Origin of the sequence: Actinoallomurus sp. NPDC052274 (assembly GCF_040679475.1) — a bacterium.
Lineage (GTDB): Bacteria > Actinomycetota > Actinomycetes > Streptosporangiales > Streptosporangiaceae > Actinoallomurus > Actinoallomurus liliacearum.
In genome coordinates, this window is sequence record NZ_JBFAUT010000033.1 from 1 (window position 1) to 25,365 (window position 25,365).

The following is a 25,365-nucleotide window of genomic DNA, read 5'->3' on the forward strand; positions in this document are numbered from 1 at the left end:
CGCCGTGGCGGAAGGACGCGACCTGCACGGCACGCGGCTCGATCAGGTCTGCAGCGCCGGCGTGGTGACGATCGGGCCCGATGACGAGACCGAGATGCCGGAACACCTCCCGCGCCGTGAGGACGAGGCCCTCGCGCCGGGCCCGCGCGACGAGCTGGATCGCGACGATGCTGTCCCCGCCCAAATCGAAGAAGCCGTCGTCGGCGCCGACCGGCCCGTCCAGGCCGAGGACCTCGGCGAACAGCCGGCAGAGCAGCTCCTCCTGCGGCGTGCGCGGCGCGCGGCCGGACGCGCGGAACTCGGGCGCGGGCAGCGCCGCGCGGTCGAGCTTGCCGCTCGCGGTGAGCGGCAGTTCGGGCAGCGGGACGACGGCCGCCGGGACCATGTACTCCGGCAGCCGGTCGCGGACGAACGCCCGCAGCTCGGCCGGGTCGGCGTCACCCGCGACGTACGCGACGAGACGCCGCCCGCCGGGCGGGTCCTCCCGGACGAGCACGGCGGCCTGGGACACGGCCTCGTGCCCGGTCAGCGCGGACTCGACCTCGCCCGGCTCCACCCGGAAGCCGCGGATCTTGATCTGGTGGTCCGTACGGCCGAGGTACTCCAGCCGCCCGTCGGCGCGGTGCCGGACGAGGTCGCCGGTGCGGTACATCCGCTCGCCCGGCGCGCCGTACGGGTCGGCGACGAAGCGTTCCGCGGTGCGGCCCGGCCGGCCGAGGTAGCCGCGGGCCAGGCTGAGACCGGCGGCGTACAGCTCGCCGGGCACGCCGGGCGGGACCGGCCGCAGGTACTCGTCGAGCACGTACACGCGGGTGTTCGCCACCGGGGTGCCCATCGGCGGGACGATCCGGCCGGACAGCGGCGCGCTGACGGTGGTGGCCACCGTCGTCTCCGTCGGCCCGTACGCGTTGATCATGCGGTGGTCGCGCGACCAGCGCTCCACGAGTTCGGGCGGGCAGGCCTCACCGGCGACGACCAGCGTCAGTCCCGGCGGCAGCCCGTCGAGGGTGGGCAGCGCGGCCGGCGGCAGCGTCGCATGCGTGACGCGCCGCTCGGTGGCCAGCTCGGCCAGCGGCGCGCCGGGGACGAGCCGGTCGGCCGGCGCCAGCACGAGAGTCGCCCCGGACAGTAGCGCGACGAGCTCCCAGAACGCCGCGTCGAAGCCCGGCGACGCGAACTGCAGCACCCGGCTCCCCGGGCCGATCCCCAGACGTTCGCGCTGCGTCGCCGCCAGGCTCGCGATCCCCCGGTGGGTGACGACGACGCCCTTCGGCCGTCCCGTCGACCCCGACGTGTAGATCACGTACGCCGCGCCGTCGACCCGACCGCTCCGGGAGAGCGCGGTGTTCGGCGGGCCGTCCGGTGTCTCGACGCCCTCCTCGGTGACCACGCACACCGGGGCGGCGTCCGCCAGCAGGTACGCGACGCGGTCCGGCGGATAGGTGACGTCGATCGGCAGGTACGCCGCGCCGGTCATGGCGACGGCCAGCTCCGTCACGACGAGGTCGACGGACCGGGGCAGGGCGATCGCCACGATCCGCTCCGGCCCGGCGCCCAGCCCGGCGAGCCGGTCCGCCAGCTCCGCCGCGCGCGCGGCCAGCTCGGCGTACGTCAGCTCCTCGTCCTCGAAGACGACCGCCGTCGCGTCCGGCGTCGCGGCCGCCTGCGCCCGGAACAGCTCGGCCAGCGTCGCGTCCGGCACCGGCCGGGCGGTGTCGCCCCACTCCGCCAGCATCCGGCGGCGTTCGCCGTCGTCCAGCAGGTCGATCGCGCCGATGCGGGCGTCGGGGTCGGCGGCGACGGCGGTCAGGAGACGGTTCAGGCGTGCGGCGATGGTCTCGGCGGTCGCCGCGTCGAACAGGTCCGTCGCGTACTCCAGCACCCCCTCGAGGCTGTCCTCCAGGCTCAGCGTCAGGTCGAACTTGGCGACTCCCGCGTGCAGCGGCAGCGGCTCGGCGGTGCCGCCGCCGGAGAGCCGGAGTTCGGCCGAGGGGTTGTTCTGGAAGGCGAGCATGACCTGGAAGAGCGGGTGGCGGGCCAGGCTGCGGGGTGGGTTGAGGATTTCCACGAGGCGTTCGAAGGGCAGGTCCTGGTGTTGGTAGGCGGCCAGGTCGGTGTCGCGGACGCGGTCGATGAGTTCGCGGAATGTCGGGTTTCCGGTGGTGTCGGTGCGTAGGACGAGGGTGTTGACGAACATGCCGACCAGGTCGTCGAGGGCCTGGTCGGTGCGTCCGGCGATGGGTGTGCCGATCGGGACGTCGGTCCCGGAACCGAGCCGGGTGAGCAGTGCGGCGAGGGCGGCCTGCACCACCATGAACACGCTGGCGTTCGTCCGCCGGGCCAGCGCCCTGACCCGCTCGGCGTCGAGCCGTACGGGCACCTGTCCGCCCTGGTGGGACGCCTGGGCGGGGCGGGGGCGGTCGGTGGGCAGGTCGAGCTGATCGGGCAGGTCGGCGAGTGCGTCGCGCCAGTAGGTGATCTGCCGGGAGATGAGGCTGTCGGGGTCGTCTTCGGAGCCGAGGAGGTCGCGTTGCCAGGCCGCGTAGTCGGCGTACTGCACGGGCAGCGGTTCCCAGGCGGGTGGTCGCCCTTCGGCGCGGGCGGCGTAGGCGGTGATCAGGTCGTGGGCCAGGGGTGCGAAGGACCAGCCGTCGGCGGCGATGTGGTGCAGCACCAGCAACAGCACCTGCTCGCCGGGTCCGGTCACGTACAGGCGGGCGCGGATGGGGATCTCCACCGCGAGGTCGAAGCCGTACGCCGCGTCCCGGGCCAGGGCCGCCGCGACATCGTCGGTCTCCTCGACCCGGAGCTCGGGCCGCTCGTCCTCCAGGATCACCTGGTACGGGGCGCCGTCCGACTCCGGGAAGATCGTTCGTAGCGCCTCGTGCCGGGCGACCACGTCGGCCAGGGCCGACCGCAGCGCGTCGACGTCCACCGCGCCGGTCAGCCGGAGCGCCAGCGGCATCGCGTACGTGGCGCTGCGGCCCTCGAGGCGGGCCAGGTACCAGAGGCGTCGCTGCGCGTAGGACAGCGGTGGAGCGGCCGCCGGACGGGGAGATGGCGTGAGCGGCGGTCGGGCCGTGCCCGCCCTTTCGGCGACCTCGGCGAGGCCGGCGACGGTGGGCGTCTCGAACAGCGCCCGGACCGGAACCTCGACGCCGAGGACGGAGCGGACGCGGGCGACGACGCGGGTAGCCAGCAGCGAGTCCCCGCCGAGTTCGAAGAATCCGTCTTCGACCCCGACGACCGGCGTCCCCAGCACCTGCGCGAAGATCCCGCACAGGACCTCCTCGACCGGCGTCCGGGGTCCCCGTGACGACGACGCTTCGGCCTCCGGCGCGGGCAGCGCCCGGCGGTCGAGCTTGCCGTTGGGCGTCAGCGGCAGCGCCTCCAGGACCACGATCGAGGACGGCAGCATGTAGTCCGGCAGACTCTGCGCCGCGAACTTCCGCAGCTCGGCCGGGTCCACCGCCCCGACGACGTACGCGGTGACGCGCCGGTCGCCGGGCCGGTCCTCCCGCACGACGGCGACGGCCTGCGAGACGGACCGGTGCGCGGTCAGCACGGTTTCGATCTCACCCGGCTCGATGCGGAACCCCCGGACCTTCACCTGGTGGTCGACCCGGCCGAGGTACTCGATCCGCCCGTCGGCGCGATACCGCGCCAGGTCGCCGGTGCGGTACATGCGGCCGGGCCCGTACGGGTCGGCCGTGAACCGCTCGGCCGTCAGGTCCGGGCGGCCGAGGTACCCGCGCGCCAGCCCCGCCCCGGCGATGTACAGCTCGCCGGGGACGCCCGGCGGCACCGGCCGCAGCGCGGCGTCGAGGATGTAGACCCGCGTGTTCGCGAGGGGACGCCCGATCGGCGGCCGGGCCGCCGAAGCCTCGTCGATCTCCACGCCGGTGGACCAGATCGTCGTCTCGGTCGGGCCGTACAGGTTGCGGACCGAGCAGCCGCGCTCGAGCAGGGCGCGGGCGAGCCCGGCGGGCAGCGCCTCTCCGCCCACGAGCACCCGGAGCCCGCCGAGGTCGGGAGGCTCGGGAAGCTCGGTGAGCTCCTGCCAGAGGGTCGGCGTGGCCTGCATGACGGTGGCGTCCGCGAGGAGCCGGCCGAGCCGCGCGGGGTCGGCGACCTCCTCCTCGCGCGCGAGCCGGATCCGGGCCCCGGCCAGCAGCGGCGAGTAGATCTCCGGCACCGAGATGTCGAAGCCGACCGTGGTCACCGCGACGAGCGTGTCGTCGGGCGTAAGCGGAACCTGCTCGGCCATCGAGAGCAGGAGGTTCGTGACGGTGCCGTGCGGCACGACGACGCCCTTCGGCCGCCCCGTCGACCCGGACGTGTAGATCACGTACGCCGGGTGCTCCGGCCGCGAGCTCCGCGCGCGGACGGGCCCGGCGGGCGCGTCCGGGCGCAGCGGCAGCCGGACCGCGCTCAGGCCGGCGGGGAGCACGTGCGCCGTCGCCTCGCAGGTCACCGCCGCGACCGGCCGGGCGTCCTCGATCATCATCGCGATGCGGTCGGCGGGGAAGCGCGTGTCGATCGGCAGGTAGGCCGCGCCCGTCTTGTGCACGGCGAGCAGCGCGACGACGAGTTCGGCGGTACGCGGCAGGGTCAGGGCGACGAGCCGTTCGGGACCCGCGCCGTGCTCCTCGACCAGGTGGCGGGCCAGCCGGTCCGCCTCCTCGTTCAGCCGCGCGTACATGAACGTCACCGGGGCGGCCGGATCGTCGAGCGTGCCCGCGACCAGTGCCGGGGCGCCCGGCGTCCGGGCCACCTGCGCCTCGAAGAGGTCGACGGGCGTGACGCCGGGGACCGGACGGGCGGTGGCGTTCCACTCCTCCAGGACCCGATGCCGTTCCCGTTCGTCGAGGACGTCCAGGTCGCGCAGCGCGACGTCCGGATCCGCGACGACCGCGCGGAGCAGCCGGACGAACCGCGCGGCGATCGTCTCGGCGGTCGCCTCGTCGAACAGGTCGGTCGCGTACTCCAGCACCCCGCTCAGCCCGTCACCGTCCCCCAGCACGAAGTGCAGGTCGAACTTGGCCGTCGCGGTGTCCGCGTGCAGGGGTTCGGCGGTGAGTCCGGGGAGGTCGAGCCGCGCACGCGGGTTGTTCTGGAAGGCGAGCATGACCTGGAAGAGCGGGTGGCGGGCCAGGCTGCGGGGTGGGTTGAGGATTTCCACGAGGCGTTCGAAGGGCAGGTCCTGGTGTTGGTAGGCGGCCAGGTCGGTGTCGCGGACGCGGTCGATGAGTTCGCGGAAGGTCGGGTTTCCGGTGGTGTCGGTGCGTAGGACGAGGGTGTTGACGAACATGCCGACCAGGTCGTCGAGGGCCTGGTCGGTGCGTCCGGCGATGGGTGTGCCGATCGGGACGTCGGTGCCGGCGCCGAGCCGGGTGAGCAGTGCGGCGAGGGCGGCCTGCACCACCATGAACACGCTGCAGTGCGCGCTCCGGGCCAACGCGGCGATCCCGGCGCGGAGCTCCGGATCGATGTCCACCGGAACCCTTCCGCCCTGGTAGGAAGCTTGGGCGGGGCGGGGCCGGTCGGTGGGCAGGTCGAGCTGCTCAGGGAGGTCGGCGAGGGCGTGGCGCCAGTAGGTGATCTGGCGGGAGATGAGGCTGTCGGGGTCGTCTTCGGAGCCGAGGAGGTTCCGCTGCCAGAGGGCGTAGTCGGCGTACTGCACCGGCAGCGGTTCCCAGGTGGGCGGCCGGTCCTCGGCGCGGGCGGCGTAGGCGGTGATCAGGTCGTGGGCCAGGGGTGCGAAGGACCAGCCGTCGGCGGCGATGTGGTGCAGCACCAGCAACAGCACCTGCTCGCCGGGCCCGGTCACGTACAGATGCGCGCGGATCGGAATCTCCGCCGACAGATCGAAGCCTGCGGCCGCGTCCCGGACCGGCGCGGCCGACAGGCCATCGACCTCGGCGACCCGTAGCTCGGGCCGCACGTCATCAAGGATCACCTGGCAGGGTTCACCGTCGATCTGCGGATAGACCGTCCGCAACACCTCGTGCCGGGCGACCACGTCGGCCAGGGCCGACCGCAGCGCGTCGACGTCCACCGCGCCGGTCAGCCGGAGCGCCAGCGGCATCGCGTACGTGGCGCTGCGGCCCTCCAGTTGGTCGAGGAACCACAGCCGCTGCTGGGCGTACGACAGCGGAACCCGATCCGGTCGCGACGCGGGCCCGAGCTTCGGCTGGGAACCGTGGCGGGCATCGTCGAGCCGCTCGGCCAGCGCGGCGACGGTCGGGGCGTCGAAGAGGGTCCGCACGCCGACCTCGACGTCGAGCACGGCGCGGATCCGGCTGACCATGCGGATCGCCAGGAGCGAGTCGCCGCCGAGGGCGAAGAAGTCGTCCTCCGGGCCGACCCGGTCCACCGTCAGCAGTTCGGCGAACAGCCCGCACAGGATCTCCTCGGTCGCCGTCCGAGGCGCCCGCGAGGATGCGGCGGCGAACTCGGGCTCGGGCAGGGCCCGGCGATCCAGCTTGCCGCTGGGGGTCAGCGGCAGCTCGTCGAGGATCACGATCGCGGCCGGGACCATGGCCTCGGGAAGGCTGCGAGCGGCATGCGCACGCAGGTCCGCTTTCAGCCGGGCGGGATCGGCCTCGGCCGCCCGCGCCACGACGTACCCGACCAGCCGGACCCCGTCCGTGCCGTACGGCCGGGCGGCGACGGCGCAGTGGGCGACGTCCTCATGGCCGGCGAGGATGTTCTCGATTTCGCCGGGTTCGATGCGGACGCCGCGGATTTTGACCTGGTGGTCGGTGCGTCCGAGGTATTCGAGGTGGCCGTGGTGGTTCCAGAGTGCGAGGTCTCCGGTGCGGTACATCCGCTGTCCGGGTCGGTAGGGGTCGGCGATGAATCGTTCGGCGGTGAGGCCGGGGCGGTCGTGGTAGCCGCGGGCGAGTTGGTCTCCGGCGAGGTACAGCTCTCCGGGTACGCCGGGCGGGACAGGTCGTAGGGCGGCGTCGAGGACGTAGGCGCGGGTGTTCCAGACCGGCCGCCCGATGGGCACGGTCACGGAGCCCGGCTCGTAGCGCCAGGAGGTGACGTCGACGGATGCCTCGGTCGGCCCGTACAGGTTGTGCAGCTCCGCGTCGGGGAGCAGTTCGTGGAACCGCGCGGCCAGTTCCGGGGGCAGTGCTTCGCCGCTGCACAGCACCCGGCGCAGGCCCGTGCAGCCCGCCGCGTCCGGTTCGGTGAGGAACGCGGCCAGCATCGACGGCACGAAGTGTGCCGTCGTGACCTGCTCGTCGCGGATCAGCCGGGCGAGGTAGCGCGCGTCGCGATGCCCGTCGGGCCGGGCGATGACGAGCGTGGCCCCGGTCTGCAGGGGCCAGAAGAACTCCCAGACCGACACGTCGAACGTCGCCGGGGTCTTCTGCACCACCCGATCACCGGGCCCAAGCCCGTACTCGCTCTGCGCCCACAGGAGCCGGTTGACGATCCCGGCGTGCGGGATGACGACGCCCTTGGGCCGGCCCGTCGACCCGGACGTGTAGATGACGTACGCGGCGTCGTCCGGGGTCGTCGTACGGACCGGGGCGGTGTCGGCGAACCCGGCCAGTTCCGCGTCCACCTCCGGATCGTCGATGATCAGCAGCGGTGTCTCGCCCATCAGCCGGCCTGTGACGCCGGTCGTGGTGATGACCACGGTCGGTCGGGTGTCGGTGAGGACGTACGCGATGCGGTCGGCGGGGTGGTCCAGGTCGACCGGCACGTACGCCGCACCGGCCTTGACGACCGCGTACATGGCGATGAGCAGGTCGAGGGAGCGGGGCAGGGCCAGGGCGACGCGGGTGTCCGGGCCGACGCCGCGCTCGATGAGGTGGTGCGCGAGCCGGTTCGCCCGTGCGTCGAACTCGGCGTAGGTCAGCTCGACGCCCTCGTACACCAGCGCGACCGCGTCCGGAGTCCGGGCCACCTGTGCCTCGAACAGGTCCGCCAGCGTCACCGCCGGCACCGGACGGGCCGTGTCGTTCCACTCCTCCAGCACCCGCCGCCGCTCGCCGGGCAGCAGGAGGTCCACCGCGCCGACCGGCACGTCGGGCGTTTCGGTCAGGATGCGCAGCAGCTTCGAGAACCGGGCGAGCAGCGTCGCGGCGGCGTCCTCATCGACGACGTCCGGCCGGTGGTCGAGGCGGAGGGTCAACCGATCGCCGGGAACGACGTACAGGGTCAGGGGGTAGTGGGTGGCGTCCCGCTGCGCCGCGCCGGTCAGCCGGAGGCCCGCCACCGGTTCCCCCATCGCGGACGGGTCGAACGGGTAGTTCTCGAACACGGTGAGCGTGTCGAACAGCGCGGATCCGGCCACCGCGCCGCCGCCCAGCAGGCCGGTGATCTCCGCGAGGCCGAGGTGCTGGTGTCCGAGGAGCGCGGCCTGTTCGGCCTGGAGGCGGGTGAGCAAGTCCGCGAGCGTCTCGTCGGCCCGGACCCGGAGCCGTACCGGGACCGTGTTCACGAACAGGCCGACCATCCGCTCGACGCCCGGGAGCTCCGGCGGACGTCCGGAGACGACCTGCCCGAACACCACGTCGGACCGGCCGGTGAGCCGTGCCAGCAGCAGTCCCCAGGCGGCCTGTACGAGCGTGTTCAGCGTGACGCCCTGCGCGCGGGCCCGCTGCCGAAGTCGGGCGGCCGACTCCTCCGGCAGTTCCTCGGACACGGCCGACGGCAGGACGGGGGCCAGGCCTGCCGCCTCGGGCAGCAGGAGCGTGGGCTCCGCGACGCCGTCGAGCGCGGCCGTCCAGGCGCGGGTCGCGGCCTCGTGGTCCTGCCGTTTCAGCCAGGCGAGGTACTGCTTGTAGGGAGTGGTCGCCGGCGCCTGCGCACCGGCGTAACGGGTCAGCAGTTCGACGACCAGGATCGGCGTCGACCAGCCGTCGAACAGGATGTGATGGTTGGTGATGACGATCCGGGCACGGTCCGGCCCGATCCGTACGAGCGTGAGGCGGAGCAGCGGCGGGCGGGTCAGGTCGAAGGGCGCGACGCGGTCCGCGTCGGCGATCCGGTCGGCCTCGGCCTCGTCGGCCGCCGCGACCTCCCGGAACGGCAGCTCAACCGAGCGCGGCACGACCTGCACGGGCTTCTTCAGCCGGTCGTGCGGGAACGCGGCGCGCAGGTTGGGATGGCGGTGCAGCAGGTCCTGGCCGGCCCTTCGCAGCGCGTCCGCGTCGACCACGCCCTCGACGTCGAGGACCACTTGGGCCGCGTAGACGTCCCGTTCGTCGAGGAGCGCGTGGAACAGCAGGCCGTGCTGTAGCGGGGACAGCGGCCAGACGTCCTCGATCTGTGACCGGTTCAACCCTGCTCCCAAAGATCTTCGAGCGCTTCGATCTCGTCCTGGTCCAGCTCGACGAGGGTCAGGTCCGAGGGCGTGTACCCGCCGCCGTCCGCGTCGGCCAGTTCCCGCAGTGCCGCGAACCACCGGTCGGCCAGGTCGCGTACCGCGGCCTCGGGCAGCCATCCGCCGGGCCAGACCCAGGTCGCGCGCAGGTCACCGTCCCGCGTCACGGCGTCGATCTCCAGGCCGTGGGAGACCGGCAGGTCCGGGTCGTGGCCGGGGCCGAGCACGTCGGACTCCGGGGCCAGGCTCCAGTCGCCGTCCCCGGTGTCGACCCGGCCGAGGTAGTTGAAGACGATCTGCGGCGTGGGCAGGGCGGCCAGCCGGTCACGGGTCCGCGGGTTCAGGTGACGCAGCAGCCCGTACGTCAGGCCCGCGGGGACGGCCCGCAGTTGCTCCTTCACCCGTTTCAGCGCCTGCCCGGCGTCTTCGCCGCCCGGGTCCAGCCGCACCGGGTGGAGCGTGGTGAACCAGCCGACCGTCCGGGTGAGGTCGGCACCGCCGTACGGGTCCTCGGCGGTCTCGCCGTCGAGGCCGTCGGGATCCTCGCGCCCGTGCCCTTCCAGGTCGATCAGGACGCCGTCGCCGGTCGCCTGCCCGCGGTCGCGTCGCCAGGCCGTGACGGCGCGGGCCAGCCCGGTGAGCAGGACGTCGTTCACGCCGCAGTGGAACGCGGCGGGGACCGTGGTCAGCAGCGGGTCGGCCTGCTCGCGCGGCAGGGTCACGGTGAAGCGCCGCAGGTCCGCTCCCGTGTACGCGGCGACGTCCGGCGACCCGGCGCCGCCCAGCGGCGGATCATCGACGTCGAGGATCTCGACCCAGCGGGGGAGTTCGTCCACAACCTGTGGACGACTCGCGGCGGCCGCCAGCCGCTGCGCCCACCTCCGGTACGACGTCGGCACCGGCTCCAGCGCCACGCCCTCCAGCGCCAGCACCAGATCGGGCAGCAGGATCCGCCAGGAGACCCCGTCGACGACCAGGTGGTGCAGGACCAGAAGCAACCGGCCCGGTGCGTCGCCCGCGTCGAACCAGACGACCCGGACCATCGCCCCGGCCTCCGGGTCCAGGCTCCGGCGGGCGGCCTCGGCCCGCGCCGCGATCGCGTCGCCGTCGTACCCCTCCACCCGGCCGACGCACATCGCCGCGTCCACGGTTCCGGGCGGGGTCGTCTCCAGCCACCACGAGTCGCCGTCCGTACGGCGCAGCCGCGTCCGCAGCGCGTCATGGTGGTCCAGCAGCGTCCGCACCGCCGCGGTCAGCCGGTCCACGCCCAGGTGCGGCGGCACGGTGAGGAGCATCGCCTGGCTGAACGCGCCGAACGGCCCGCCGCGTTCGGCCAGCCACGCGACGATCGGCGTGCGCGGCACCGGTCCGATCCCCGCACCCGGCGGTTCGGTTCGCGTCGTCACGTCGGCGGCCGTCCGGGCGACCGCCGCGAGGGCGGCCGGTGTCCGGTGCTCGAACACGTCCCGAGCGCTGATCACCAGCCCGGCGGCCCGGCCCCGGGAGACGAGCTGGATCGCCAGGATGCTGTCCCCGCCGAGGTCGAAGAACCCGTCGTCCGCCCCCACGGACGCGGAGCCCAGCACCTCGGCGAAGATCTCACAGAGCAGCCGTTCGGCCGCGGTGCCCGGAGCCCGCGACCCGGCCGACGCGCCGAACACGGGAGCGGGCAGCGCCGCGCGGTCGACCTTCCCGCTGGAGGTCAGCGGCAGCTCGTCCAGCACGACGACGGCCGCCGGGACCATGGACTCCGGCAGGACCCGCGTGGCCGCCGACCTCACCTCGGCCGGGTCGGCGTCACCGGTGACGTAGGCGACGAGACGCCGATCGCCCGGCCGGTCCTCCCGCGCCAGCACGACGACCGAGGTCACGCCGGCCTGCCTCGCGAGGATGTTCTCGATTTCGCCGGGTTCGATGCGGACGCCGCGGATTTTGACCTGGTGGTCGGTGCGTCCGAGGTATTCGAGGTTGCCGTGGTGGTTCCAGCGTGCGAGGTCTCCGGTGCGGTACATGCGCTGCCCGGTTTCGTTCGGGTCGGCGATGAATCGTTCGGCGGTGAGGCCGGGGCGGTCGTGGTAGCCGCGGGCGAGTTGGTCTCCGGCGAGGTACAGCTCTCCGGGTACGCCGGGTGGGACGGGTCGTAGGGCGGCGTCCAGGATGTAGGCGCGGGTGTTCCAGACCGGCCGCCCGATTGGGATCTTCGGCGAACCGGGCGTACAACGCCAGGAAGTGACGTCCACGGACGCCTCGGTCGGCCCATAGAGGTTGTGCAACTCCACGCCCGGCAATAGTTCGTGGAACCGCGCGGCCAGTTCCGGGGGCAGTGCTTCGCCGCTGCACAGCACCCGGCGCAGGCCCGTGCAGCCCGCCGCGTCCGGTTCGGTGAGGAACGCGGCCAGCATCGACGGCACGAAGTGCGCGGTCGTCACGCCCTGCCGTTGGATCAGCTCGGCGAGATAGGCCGGATCTCGATGCCCGTCGGGCCGGGCGATGACGAGCGTGGCGCCGGTCTGCAGGGGCCAGAAGAACTCCCATACCGACACGTCGAACGTCGCCGGGGTCTTCTGCACCACCCGATCACCAGGGCCCAGCCCGTACTCATCTTGCATCCACAGCAGTCGGTTGACGATCCCGGTATGCGGGATGACGACGCCCTTGGGTCGGCCCGTCGACCCGGACGTGTAGATGACGTACGCGGCGTCGCCCGGCGCGACCGACCGGGACGGTGCGGCGGCGGGTAGCGCGTCCAGTTCGTCCCGCACGCCAGGGTCGTCGAGGACCAGCAGCGGCACCTCACCCGGCAACCGGCCCGCGACCCCGGCCGTGGTGATGACCACGGCCGGCCGGGTGTCGGTGAGCACGTACGCGATGCGGTCGGCGGGGTGGTCCAGGTCGACCGGCACGTACGCCGCACCGGCCTTGACGACGGCGTACATGGCGACCAGCAGGTCGACCGAGCGCGGCAGCGCCAGCGCCACCGGCCGCTCCGGCCCGACGCCGCACTCGACGAGGTAGTGCGCGAGCCGGTTCACCCGCGCGTCGAACTCCGCGTAGGTCAGCTCGACGCCCTCGAACACCAGCGCGACCGCGTTCGGAGTCCGGGCCACCTGTGCCTCGAACAGGTCCGCCAGCGTCACCGCCGGCACCGGGCGGGCCGTGTCGTTCCACTCCACCAGGACCCGCCGCCGCTCGGCGTCGTCGAGCAGGTCGATGGCGCCGATCCGGACGTCCGGGTCGGCGGTGACCGCCTCCAGAAGCCGGACGAAGCGGGCCGCGATCCGCTCGGCGGTTCCGGCGTCGAACAGGTCGAGGGCGTATTCGAGGGTCCCGTCGAGTCCGGCCGGGCCGCCGTCGGGCGCCCGGCGTTCCTCGAGCATGAGGTGCAGGTCGAACTTGGCGACACCGGCGTGCACGGGTTCGACGGCGACCTGGACGTCGGGCAGGTCGACGACGGCCCGCTCGTTGTTCTGGAAGGCGAGCATGACCTGGAACAGCGGGTGCCGGGCCATCGACCGTTCCGGCGCGACGACCTCGACGAGGCGCTCGAAGGGCAGGTCCTGGTGCTGGTAGGCGGCCAGGTCAGTCTCGCGCACACGGGTCAGCAGCTCGGCGAACGACGGGTCGCCGCCCGTGTCGGTCCGCAGGACCAGCGTGTTGACGAACATGCCGACGAGGTCGTCCAGCGCCTCGTCGGTGCGGCCGGCGATGGGCGACCCGATCGGGACGTCGGTGCCCGCGCCGAGCCGGGTCAGCAGCGCGGCGAGGGCGGCCTGCGCGACCATGAACGCGGTCGCGCCGTGCTTGCGCGCCAGGGCCTCGAGGCGGGCGTGCAGCGCGGTGTCCACGTCGAAGGCGACGGTCGCCCCGCGGTACGACGCGCGCGCGGGCCGCGGCCGGTCGGTGGGCAGCGCCAGCCGGTCGGGGAGTCCGGCGAGCGCCTCGCGCCAGTACGCGACCTGCCGCCCGATGAGCCCGGCGGGGCCGTCGTCCTCCAGCAGGGCGCGCTGCCAGAGCGCGTAGTCGGCGTACCGCACGGGCAGCGGGTTCCACGAGGGCGTCTCGCCCTGGACCCGCGCGGCGTACGCGCCGATCAGGTCGCGGGCCAGCGGGGCGAGCGACCAGCCGTCGCAGGCGATGTGGTGCACGACGATGAGCAGCAGGTGCTCGTCGGCGCCGAGCGCGTACAGGTGCGCCCGCAGCGGCGGCTCGACCGCGAGGTCGAAGCCGCGCGCGGCGTCCGCCGCCACCCGCTCGTACAGTTCCGGGGTCTCGGCGACGTCGACGACCGTCAGCTCGGGCGCCATGCCGTCGACGACGAGCTGGTACGGCGTGCCGCCGGAGACCGGGAAGACGGTTCGCAGCGGCTCGTGCCGTTCGGCGAGGTCGCACAGCGCGATCCGCAGGGCCGCCTTGTCGAGCTTGCCGGTCAGCCGCAGCGCGATCGGGAGGTTGTAGGTGCCCGACGGCTCGTCCTCCAGGCTGTCGAGGAACCACTGCCGCTGCTGCGCGTACGAGAGCGGGACGATCGGCGGGTGGGCCATGGGCCGCAGCGGCGGCCGGGCCGTGCCCGCCGTGTCGAGCGTCCGCAGCAGACCGGCGGGCGTGGGCGCCTCGAACAGCGCCCGGATCGCCGGCTCCACGCCGAACGCCGACCGGATCCTGCTGATCACCCGCGTGGCGAGCAGCGAGTTGCCGCCGAGGTCGAAGAAGCCGTCGTGGACGTCGACCCGCTCCACGCCCAGCACGTCGGCGAAGATCCCGCAGACGATCTCCTCGGCCGGGGTGCGCGGCGCGCGGGACGGCGTCCCGGCGGACGTGTCCGGCGCGGGCAGGGCCGCCCGGTCGAGCTTCCCGCTCGGCGTGAGCGGGAACGCGTCGAGGACGACCACGGCCGACGGCACCATGTGGCCGGGCAGCCGGTCGGCGGTGAACTCCCGCAGCTCGACCGGGTCGCCGTGCCCGGTGACGTACGCGACGAGGCGCCGGTCGCCGGGGCGGTCCTCCCGCAGCACGACGACGGCCCGGCCGACCGCCTCGTGCGCGCTCAGCACGGCCTCGATCTCGCCGGGCTCGACCCGGAACCCGCGGATCTTGAGCTGGTGGTCGGTGCGGCCCAGGTACTCGACCTGACCGTCGGCGGTCCAGCGGGCGAGGTCGCCGGTCCGGTACATGCGGCCGGGGCCGAACGGGTTCGCGACGAACCGTTCGGCGGTGAGGTCCGGCCGGTCGTGGTACCCGCGCGCCAGGCCGCCGCCGGACAGGTACAGCTCGCCGGGCACGCCGGCCGGTACGGGGTTCAGCCAGGCGTCGAGGATGTACGCGCCGGTGTTGGTCAGCGGCCGGCCGATCGGGACGGCCCCATCGGGGTCGCCGTCGTCCTCCCAGGCCAGCGCGTACACGGTGGCCTCGGTGGGGCCGTAGATGTTGGCGATGCGGGTGCCCGGCAGCGCGGCCCGCGCCTCGCGCAGCAGCGTCGGCGTCAGCGCCTCGCCGGCCAGCGCGAGCGTGCCGGCCTTCGGCCGCGCCCCCTCCGCGAGGACGGCGGCCAGCGCGGACGGCACCGCGCAGATCAGGTCGACGTCGACCGGCCGGTCCAGCAGGGTCAGCAGGTCCGGGACGATCTCGATGGAGCCGCCGGCCAGGAGCGGGACGAGCGTGTCGAAGACCGAGACGTCGAAGTTGAGCGACGTGGCGGCCAGCACGCGGGACAGCCGGTCCCGCCCGAAGTCGCGGACGGCCCAGTCGACCAGGTCGACGACTCCTCGCTGCGGAACGACGACGCCCTTGGGCCGCCCGGTCGAGCCCGAGGTGTAGATCAGGTACGCGGCGTTGCCGGGCCGCGCCCGCAGCGCGGCGTTGCCGGGCCGCGCCCGCCGTACGTTCGGCGCGTCTCTGCGTTGGTCGGGCGGCACGCGGGGCAGGTCCTGGGGCAGCGCGGTGTCCTCGTGGGCGATGACGCAGGCGGGCCGGGCGTCGTCGAGCAGCAGCGCGATCCGCTCGGCCGGGTGGCCGAGGTCGATGGGCACGTAGGCCGCGCCCGCCTTGAGCACGCCCCACAGCGCGACGATCAGCTCCGCCGAGCGCGGCAGCGCGACGGCGACGAAGTCCTCCGGGCCGACGCCGCGCGCGGCGAGCGCGCCCGCCAGCCGGTCCGCCCGCGCGTTCAGCTCCGCGTACGTGAGGGTGACGGAGTTCGCCGGGTCGAGCACCGCGACGGCGTCCGGGGTCCGGGCGGCCTGCGCGCCGAACAGCTCGGCCAGGGTCGCGTCCGGCACCGGCCGGGCGGCGCCGCCCCACTCGTCCAGGATCCGGTGGCGTTCGGGCTCGTCCAGCAGGTCGATCGCGCCGATGCGGGCGTCGGGGTCGGTGGCGACGGCGGTCAGGAGACGGTCCAGGCGTGCGGCGATGGTCTCGGCGGTCGCCGCGTCGAACAGGTCCGTGGCGTACTCCAGCGCGCCCGCCCCGCTCGCGTCCAGGTCGAGCAGCAGGTCGAACTTGGCCGCCCCGGACTCGAGGGGCCGGATCCGCGCGGTCAGCCCCGGCAGCTCCAGCTCTACCTGGTCGGTGTTCTGGAAGGCGAGCATGACCTGGAAGAGCGGGTGGCGGGCCAGGCTGCGGGGTGGGTTGAGGATTTCCACGAGGCGTTCGAAGGGCAGGTCCTGGTGTTGGTAGGCGGCCAGGTCGGTGTCACGCACCCGCCCGATGAGCTCCCGGAACGTCGGGTTTCCGGCGGTGTCGGTGCGCAGCACGAGCGTGTTCACGAACATGCCCACCAGACCGTCCAGGGCCTGGTCGGTGCGTCCGGCGATCGGTGTGCCGATCGGGACGTCGGTGCCGGCGCCGAGCCGGGTGAGCAGTGCGGCGAGGGCCGCCTGCACCACCATGAACACGCTCGCGCCGGTGGCGCGCGCCAACGCGGCCAGCCGCTCGGCGTCCAGCCGTACCGGCACCCGGCCGCCCGCGTGGGACGCCTCGGCGGGGCGGGGCCGGTCGGCCGGCAGGTCCAGCCGGTCCGGCAGCCCGTCGAGGGTCTTCCGCCAGTAGACGACCTGCCGGGAGATCAGGCTGCCGGCGTCGTCCTCCGCGCCGAGCAGGTTCCGCTGCCAGAGGGCGTAGTCGGCGTACTGCACCGGCAGCGGTTCCCAGGAGGGCGGCCGGCCCTCGGCGCGGGCGGCGTAGGCGGCGACCAGGTCCCGCGCCAGCGGCGCGAGCGACCAGCCGTCCGTCGCGATGTGATGGAGCACGACCAGCAGGACGTGCTCGTCGGGCCCGGCCGCGTACAGGCGGGCGCGGATCGGGATCTCGGTCGCCAGGTCGAACCCGCGCCGGGCGTCCTGCGCGAGCGCGCCCTCCAGGTCCGCGGGCCGGATCACCGGCAGCTCGGGCCGCACGTCGTCCAGGACGACCTGCCGTGGCTCGCCGTCGGCCTGCGGGTAGACGGTCCGCAGCACCTCGTGCCGCGCGACGAGGTCGGCGAGGGCCGCCCGCAGCGCGTCGGCGTCCAGGCGGCCGGTCAGGCGGAGCGCGACCGGCATCGTGTAGGTCGCCGCGTCCCCTTCGAGGCGGTTCAGGAACCACAGCCGCCGCTGCGCGTACGACGGCGCCGCCCGGTCCGGCCGGTCGACGGCGGGCACCAGCGGGGGCCGGGCCGGCGCGGACGCGTCCAGTGCGGCGGCGAGCCCGGCGACGGTGGGCGTCTCGAACAGCGCCCGGACCGGGATCTCGACGCCGAGGACGGAGCGGACGCGGGCGACGACGCGGGTGGCCAGCAGCGAGTCCCCGCCCAGCTCGAAGAACCCGTCGTCGACCCCGACGACCGGCGTCCCCAGCACCTGCGCGTAGACCCCGCACAGGACCTCCTCGACCGGCGTCCGGGGTCCCCGTGACGATGACGCTTCGGCCTCCGGCGCGGGCAGCGCACGGCGGTCGAGCTTGCCGTTGGGCGTCAGCGGCAGCGCGTCCAGGCGTACGACGGCCGACGGGACCATGTGCGCGGGCAGGGCGTCCCGCACCCGCTCCCGCAGCGCGGCGGGGTCCGCGTCGCGGCCGGTGACGTACGCGACGATGCGGCGGTGCCGGTCGTCGTCCGGCCCGTCCTCGCGGACGACGGCCGCGACCTCGTCGACGGCCGGGTGGGCGGCGAGGACGGTCTCGATCTCGCCGAGCTCGATCCGGAAGCCGCGCAACTGCACCTGATGGTCGGCGCGGCCGACGTACTCCAGCCGGCCGTCGGCGTGCCGGCGGGTCAGGTCGCCGCTGCGATACATGCGGCCGGGCCCGTACGGGTCGGCGACGAACCGCTCGGCCGTCAGGTCCGGACGGCCGAGGTACCCGCGCGCCAGCCCGGCCCCCGCGACGTACAGCTCGCCGGTCACGCCGGGCGGCACCGGTCGCAGCGCCGTGTCCAGCACGTACGCCCGCAGGTCCGGGATGGCGCCGCCGATCACGCTGCCGGAGCGGGCCGCGGCACCGACCGCGTCCAGCGGCGCGTACGTGACGTGCACCGTCGTCTCGGTGATGCCGTACATGTTGACGAGGACGGGCGTGTCGTCGGCGTGCCGGGAGTACCAGTCGGCGAGGCGGGACGGGTCGAGCGCCTCACCGCCGAAGATCACGTACCGCAGCGCCAGGTCGCGGGTCTTGTCCCGATCGGCGCTCATGAGCTGGCCGAACGCCGACGGCGTCTGGTTGAGCACGGTGACGCGCTCGTCGTCGAGCAGGCGGAGGAGGTCGTCCGGCGAGCGGCTGACGTCGTACGGGACGACGACGAGACGGCCGCCGTACAGCAGGGCGCCCCACAGCTCCCACACCGAGAAGTCGAAGGCGTAGGAGTGGAACAGCGTCCACACGTCCTCCGGCCCGAACCCGAACCAGGGGTCGGTCGCGTCGAGCAGCCGCACGACGTTCGCATGCGGGACGACGACGCCCTTCGGCCGCCCGGTCGACCCCGAGGTGTAGATGACGTACGCGGGGTGCTCGGGCCACAGCGGCACGACGGGGTCGTGATCCGGGGAACCGGCGAGCAGGTCGTCGTCGAGCACGATCCGCTCGACGCCCGCGGGCGGCCGCACACCGGGGGCGGTGACGAGGAGGGCGGGCGCGGCGTCCTCCAGCATGGCCGCGATCCGGCCGGCCGGATAGTCCGGGTCGATCGGGACGTACGCGGCGCCGGACTTCAGCACGGCGAGGACCGCGACGACGAGGTCGGCGGACCGGGGGAGGGCCAGGGCGACGAGCCGTTCCGGGCCGGCGCCGCGCGCGATGAGCCGGTGGGCCAGCCGGTTCGCGCGGGCGTTCAGCTCGGCGTACGTCAGCGACGTGCCGGCGTGGGTCACCGCGACGGCGTCCGGCCGCCGCGCGACGCGATCCGCGAACAGTCCGGGAATCGTCGCCCGGCGCATCACCGGGACCGTCCCGCGCGTCTCCGGGGCCGCCTCAGACGTCGCCGGAACCGCATCGAGCGGGTCCGGGACCGCTTCGAGCGTCGCCGGAATCGCCGCGCGCGTCTCCGGGGCCGCCTCAGACGTCGCCCGGACCGCATCGAGCGGGTCCGGGACCGCCCCGGGCACCTCCGAGATCGTCGCCTGGCGCGTCCGGATCGTCTGCGGGCCGCCGGGGACGCGTTCCTCGGGGAGCGCGATGTCGAGCACGCCGATCGGCCGGTCCGGGGCGGCGGTCGCGAGCGTGCGCAGGAAGTTCAGGAGCCGCGCGTGGTGGGCGATGGCCTCCGTCTCGGTGTACCGCTCCGGGTGGGCGTCGACGTCGACGCGCGTGCCCTCGCCCGCCGCGCCCTCGTACACGTTGACGGCGAGGTCCTCGACCGGGCCGGTGGTCAGCACGTGCGGGACGCCGCGGTGCCCGGCGAAGTCCAGGTCCTGCTCGAACCCCATGATGTTGATCAGCGGGCCGTACAGCGGCCGGCCGTCGAGGAGGCCGAGGTCGCGGCGCAGGTCCTCCAGACGGTACCGCTGGTGCCGCAGCAGTCGCCCGACCTGCTCGGTGACCTGCGCGGTCAGCGCGCGGACGGAGTCGGCGGGCCGTACGGTGAGCCGGAGCGGCAGGACGTTCGACAGCATCCCCGGCGTGCGGCGCGCCGCCGGGGTGGTCCGCGCGGTGACGGCCAGGCCGAGCACGACGTCGGAGACGCCGCACAGGCGCGCGGTGTAGGCCGCGGCGGCGGCGATCGTCAGGCCGGTGAGGGTGGTGCCGAGCAGCCGGGCGGCCGACGTCAGCGCGTCCGCCTCGTCCGGGCCGAGCCGGCCGGACGCCCGGTGGAACCGCGCGGACGGCCGCACACCGTGCGTGGGGCGGACCGCGAGCGACGGGGCGTCGGGCAGGTCGGCGCAGCGCTCCAGCCAGTACGCGCGGTCGCGCGCGAACCGGCCGGAGGCGCGGTACTCCTCATCCTCGGTGAGCAGGATCTCCAGCGAGCCCAGCGTCCCCGCGCCGTGCGGTCGGCCGTCGACCATCGCCGTGTACACCTCGGCGAGCCGCCGGGTGATCAGCGGGCCGCTGTAGCCGTCGACGGCGAGGTGGTGGCAGCGCAGGTACCACAGGTGACGGCCGGCGCCGAGGCGCAGCAGCGCGTTTGCGAACAGCCGCCCGCCGGCGAGGTCGACCGGGGTGGCCGCGTCCGCGCGCATCCACGCCCGCGCGGCCGCCATCGGGTCGGCCTCGCCGCTCAGGTCGACGACGGGCACCTCGACCGGGGCGACGTCGAGGACCTGTCCCGGCGGGCCGCCCCCGGCGGTCTCGACGAGACGGACGTGCACCGCCTCGACCTCGTGCGCGCAGGCCCGTACGGCGGCGGCGAAGACCTCCGGGTCGACCGGCCCGTCGATCTCGATGTACTGCGCGACCTGGACAGGAGCGTCCGGGTTCAGCAACTGGGCGTACCAGACGCCGCGCTGTGCCGCCGACAGCGGCCAGGGTGTCGTCATGGAGGGTCAGACCGGGAGGCCGGTCGGGGTCGGGTGGTCGGGAGAAACAGGCAGGTCGGTCGGGGTCGGTTGGCCGGGAAGACCCGGGAGGTCGGTCGGGGTCGGGTGGTCGGGAGAAACAGGCAGGTCGGTCGGGGTCGGTTGGTCGGGACGAACAGCATCGGGTGCGGGGCGGTCACCGACGCGTTCGCCGAGGTAGGTGGCGATGGCGTCGATGGTGGGGTAAGTCCAGGCGAGCGTCGGTTCGACGTCGAGGTCGTACTCCGCCTCGATGTCGCCGCACAGGCTGATCGCGTACACCGAGTCCATGCCGTACTCGGCGAGCATCGCGGACGGATCGATGTCCGCGGGGGACCGTTCGAGGTACTCGGCGACGCGCTGGGTGAGCCAGTCGCGGATGAGCGTTTCGCTGGGCATGGGGGCCTCCGTAAGGTCGTGCGGCGGGGGAGTGCGGCCGGTCAATCGGCGTCGGGCCGGTCGACGAGGGCGCGCAGCTCGGGTTCGAGCTCGGCGTGCAGGGGGTCGATCCGGCCGGCCAGGAACATCTCGCGCATGCGCCGCCGCTGGATCTTGCCGCTGGTGGTCTTGCCGACACCGCCGCGCGGGACGAGGACGACGTTCATCGAGGGCAGCCCGAACGCCCGGCCCAGCTCCCCCTTGATCCGTCTGGCGAGGCCCTCGTACGTGAGGTCGCCCAGGTCCTTGGGGCGTACCTCCTGAACGAGCACGACGTGCTCGCGCCCGGCCTCCACGCCGAACGCGGCGGCGGCGCGCGCGGCGGGGTGGACGTCGCGGCTCGCCTCCTCCACATCCTGTGGATAGATGTTCCGGCCGTTGACGATGATCAGGTCCTTCAGCCGGCCGGTGACGAACAGCTCGCCGTCGTGCAGGAAGCCGAGGTCCCCGGTGCGCAGGAACGGCCCCTCCCCGGTGGACAGGCGCGCCCGGAAGGTCTCCTCGGTGGCCTCGGCGCGCTGCCAGTACCCGAGCGCGACGCTGCCGCCCGCGACCCAGATCTCGCCGATCCGGCCGTCGGGCAGCGGCTCGGCCGACGCGGGGTGGACGATCCGCACCGTGAGGTCGATCGGCCGGCCGCACCCGACCAGTTCGACGCCGTCGGCGGCCGGTTCGGCGCGGTCCTGTTCCAGCGCGGCCGGGTCGAACCGGCCGACGACCGGGCCCCGGCCGCGCCCGGTGCCGGTGACGAGCAGCGTCGCCTCGGCCATGCCGTAGCCCGGCGCCCAGGCCTCGCCCCGGAACCCCAGGTCGCCGAACCGCCGGACGACCTTGTCGAGGGTGGCGGTCCGGACGGGCTCGGCGCCGTTGAGGGCCCAGGCGAGCGAGGACAGGTCCAGGTCGGCGAGCTGCTCGTCCCTGACGCCGCGGACCAGCCACTCGTAGGCGAAGTTCGGCGCGACGGTGTACTGGGCGCGGTACCGGCTGATCATCCGCAGCCACAGCACCGGCTTCATCACGAAGGACACGGGCGAGGTGAACACCAGGCTGCCGCCCGCGTACAGCGGCTGGAGCAGCAGCCCGATGAGCCCCATGTCGTGGTAGTGCGGCAGCCAGCCCGCGCCGATCCCGTCCTCGGGCCGGCCGATGACCGAGTAGATCTGCGCCGAGTTGTGCAGCAGATTGCCGTGGGACAGCAGCACGCCGCGAGGCTCGCTCGTGGACCCGGAGGTGTACTGCAGATACGCCGGGGTCTCCGGTGCCAGGTCCTCCGGCATCTCCCAGGCACCGGGGTCCGGCATGGCGGCGGCGTCGGTGGCCACGCACGTCACCCGGCCGTCCAGGCCCGCCTCGCGCAGCCAGGAGGTGAGCAGCGGCGCGTTCGCGGTGTCGGTGAGCACGATCCGGATGTCGGCGTCCTTGATGATGCCCGCCGCGCGTTCGAGGGCGCGCGGGTCGGTGGACGGCAGCGGCGACGGCACGGCGATCACCCGCGAGTACAGGCAGCCGAGGAACACGCGGAGGAACTCCAGCCCCGCCGGATAGAGCAGCAGCGCGGCCTCGCCGCCCAGCCCGGCCCGGGCCAGCCACGCGCCCGCCGACCGCGCGCGGCCGTCCAGCTCCGCGAACGTCGCCCGTTCGAGCTCGACGAGCTCACCCCTGTGCTCGTCGACCAGCGCGTACCAGCGGTCGTCGCCGAAGCGCGCGACCCGGGCCCGCAAGTGGTGTACGAAGCTCGTCATCGACCGTCCCCGCTCATTCCATGGTCCGCGGCCGCCCCGGGCCGCTGCCGGCCCGCGGGGTCTCCGCGACCCCGTAGGCGTCCTCCAGCGCGGCGCAGGCGCGGCCGACGCCGTCCTCCGCCGCGATCCGCCGGCCGAGCTCCGCCGCCCGGCGCCGCATCGCCTCGTCTCCGGTGGCCGCGGCGATCCGCGCGGTGAGCGGCTCCTGCGCCAGCCGCTTGATCGGTAGCGGGGCCGGACCGGCTCCGAGCGCCGCGACCCGCCCGCCCCAGAACGCCTGGTCGCCGAAGAAAGGGCAGATCACGGCCGGGATCCCGGCCCGCAGCGCGGCGGCGGTGGTGCCCGCGCCGCCGTGGTGCACGGCCGCCCGCACCCGGGGGAGCAGCCAGGAGTGCGGCACGTCCCCCACCACCAGGACGTCGTCGTCGGCCGGCCCGTCCTCCCCCAGCGCGAGGATCCCGCGCACGCCGGCGGCGCGCAGCGCCCCCCGTACCGTCTCGAACATCGCCTCCGGGTCGGGCGGCGTCATGCTGCCGAACCCGACGTACACCGGGGGCGGGCCCGCGGCGAGGAAGTCCTCGAGCCGCGGGTCCGGCGTCCAGGAGGGCTCGTCGACGAACCAGTAGCCGGTGACGCGGACGTGCGGGGGCCAGTCCGGCGGCCGGGGCACGACGGCCTCGCTGAAGCAGGCCAGCACCGGGACGTCCCGTACGGTGCGGATCGGGCCGCCCAGCGGGAGTTTCGGCAGCGCGAGCGTGTCGCGGCGCCAGGTGTTGAGGATGGGCCGGGACAACTGCCAGGCGAGCTGCTCCACCAGGTGGTAGCTCAGCCGGTTCGCGCCGCCGGCCCGGGACACCAGCGGGTGCGGGAACGCGTTCGTCGGCTGGCTGGGCTGAAAGTGGATCAGCGCGTCGTCGATGCCGAGGTACTCGGCGAGGTGGTGCCCGACGAAGCCCAGCGTCGGGAAGATCAGCAGGTCGGCGTCCTTGCAGCCGGACAGGATCTCGTCGAGCAGCATCTCCGCCATCGGCCGGATGACGCACCGGAAACCCGTGGCGAAGCGCACCGGGTTGCGGCCGCCCCGCAGCCAGTCGCGGACCTCTTCGGTCTCCATGAGCCGGGCCGGGTCGACGGACAGGACGGAGGTGTCCAGTCCGGCGGCGAGCGGCTCGTGACCGGCCGCGACGATCAACCGGACGCCGTGGCCGCGTTCGGCCAGGCCGCGACCGAGCGCGACGCAGGGCTGAACGTCGCCCCGCGAGCCCGCCGCGAAGATGACGATGTCACGCCGCACCGCGGTCACCGGACGCTCTCGGCAGACGGCGACCAGGCCCGCAGCGGCGTCGGCTCCGGGGCTCCGGGGACGTCGGCGGTCTCGCCTCGCACGGTCTCCAGTGCCTCGGCGAGGCCGGCGGTCCCGGCGGTCGCACCCCGAACCGGGCCGTACGGGCGGGCGTGCCGGGCGCGGCGCGGACGGGGCGGCAGCGTGACCATGGCGATCAGCGCGCCGAGGCAGACCAGGCCGGCGCCGCACAGCAGCCCGATCGCGGTGGCGTGCTGGAACGCGGCGGCGTGCCCCACGCCGGACGCCACCTCGGACCGCTGCCGCGCGGAGATGATCACGCCGATGACGGCGATGCCGAAAGCCCCGGAGACCTCCCGCCCGACGCTGAGGATCCCACCCGCGACGCCGGACCGCTCCTCGGGGATGGACGTCAGGACGTAGCTGGTCAGGGGCATGTTGAGCGCGGAGCCGACGCCGATCAGCGCCACGCCGGGCAGCAGGTCGACGTAGCCGTCGCCGGGCCGCAGCAGCGCGAACAACGTCATCCCGGCGGCCATGAGGAACAGGCCCCAGGCGATCGTGGCGCGGGCGCCGATCCTCCGGCCCACCCAGAACGACACGGGCGTCAGGGCGGCGATCACCACGGCCGGCGGCACGAAGACCGAACCCGTCTTCGTCGGGGAGAACCGCAGCACCTGCTGCAGGAACAGCGAGGCGTAGAACAGCACGCCGTTGAAGCCGACGCCCCACAGGATCTGCACCGCGACCCCGCCCGCGAACGCCCGGCTGCGGAAGAACACGAGGTCGATCATCGGCGTCGCGGCCCACCGCTCTACCGCGATCAGCGCGACGAGCGCCAGGGCCGCAAGCGCGAACGAGCCGAGGACCACGCCGCTGCCCCAGGCGTGCGCGGAGACCTCGTTCAGGGCGTACGTGACGGCGAACAGCAGGGTCCCGGAGGCGAGCATGCCGGGCAGGTCGACGCCGTCCGCCGTGGTGTCCCGCGACTCGGGGATCACGACGAGGCCCAGCAGCACGACGGCGAGGCCGGGCGCGAGGTTGATCAGGAAGATCCAGTTCCAGGACCAGTGCTGCGCGATGTACCCACCCGCCACCGGGCCGAGGGCGAGCGCCAGCGCGGCCGAGCCGACCCAGACGACGGTGCCCCGCGCCTGCTCGCGTTCGGTACGGCCGACGGTGACGAGCGCCAGCCCCGCCGGGATGACCAGCGCGCCGCCGGCGCCCTGCACGACGCGAGCGGCGATCAGCGTCTCGGCGCTGCCCGCCAGCCCGGCGAGCCCGGACGCCGCCGTGAAGACGGCCAGGCCGATCAGGAAGATCCGCTTGCGGCCGTACACGTCCGCCATGCGGCCGCCGGCGAGCATCACGGCGGCGAAGATCAGGATGTACGAGGTCGCGACCCATTCCAGGGTGGGCAGGGAGATGCGCAGGTCACGCTGGATCGACGGCAGCGCGACGTTCACGACCGTGTTGTCCAGCGTGGTCATGAACCCGGCGACCGCGATCACAGTGAGCGTCCATCCATGTCGCGTGCGGGTCATTCGACCTATAACGCCATATTCACGACGGCGAGTC

General features: G+C 74.1%; 6 protein-coding genes. All 6 read right to left on the minus strand.

The genetic code is table 11. The features are described from left to right. Positions 1-9,304, minus strand: a 9,304-nt coding sequence (locus tag AB0K82_RS25940; protein WP_364401445.1) for an amino acid adenylation domain-containing protein, incomplete at its 3' end; no start/stop codon positions are given. Further along, a complete protein-coding gene (locus AB0K82_RS25945) occupies positions 9,301-20,286 on the minus strand; it encodes an amino acid adenylation domain-containing protein (RefSeq protein ID WP_364401448.1) in 10,986 nt (3,661 codons plus the stop codon). The genes AB0K82_RS25940 and AB0K82_RS25945, both read right to left, overlap by 4 nt. A 6-nt stretch (positions 20,287-20,292) precedes the next feature. After that, on the minus strand, positions 20,293-20,703 hold the full coding sequence (locus AB0K82_RS25950) for a phosphopantetheine-binding protein (RefSeq protein ID WP_364401451.1): 411 nt from the start codon (positions 20,701-20,703) through the stop codon (positions 20,293-20,295). Positions 20,704-20,744: 41 nt separating this feature from the next. Then, the gene (locus AB0K82_RS25955; protein ID WP_364401454.1) at positions 20,745-22,484 is read right to left on the minus strand and encodes a fatty acyl-AMP ligase; all 1,740 of its coding nucleotides are present in this window, start codon (positions 22,482-22,484) and stop codon (positions 20,745-20,747) included. Positions 22,485-22,497: 13 nt separating this feature from the next. Beyond that, positions 22,498-23,778: a glycosyltransferase gene (locus tag AB0K82_RS25960; RefSeq protein ID WP_364401456.1), complete on the minus strand. Its 1,281-nt coding sequence runs from the start codon at positions 23,776-23,778 to the stop codon at positions 22,498-22,500. Between the two features lie 5 nt (positions 23,779-23,783). After that, positions 23,784-25,331 (minus strand): MFS transporter, encoded by a 1,548-nt coding sequence (locus tag AB0K82_RS25965; protein WP_364401459.1) that lies wholly within the window; start codon positions 25,329-25,331, stop codon positions 23,784-23,786. Positions 25,332-25,365 lie beyond the last annotated feature (34 nt).

Excerpts from the sequence above, each read along its gene's own strand:
- AB0K82_RS25950 (WP_364401451.1), bottom strand. The coding sequence starts at position 20,703 with ATGCCCAGCGAAACGCTCATCCGCGACTGGCTCACCCAGCGCGTCGCC.
- AB0K82_RS25945 (WP_364401448.1), bottom strand. The coding sequence starts at position 20,286 with ATGACGACACCCTGGCCGCTGTCGGCGGCACAGCGCGGCGTCTGGTAC.
- AB0K82_RS25955 (WP_364401454.1), bottom strand. The coding sequence starts at position 22,484 with ATGACGAGCTTCGTACACCACTTGCGGGCCCGGGTCGCGCGCTTCGGC.
- AB0K82_RS25965 (WP_364401459.1), bottom strand. The coding sequence starts at position 25,331 with ATGACCCGCACGCGACATGGATGGACGCTCACTGTGATCGCGGTCGCC.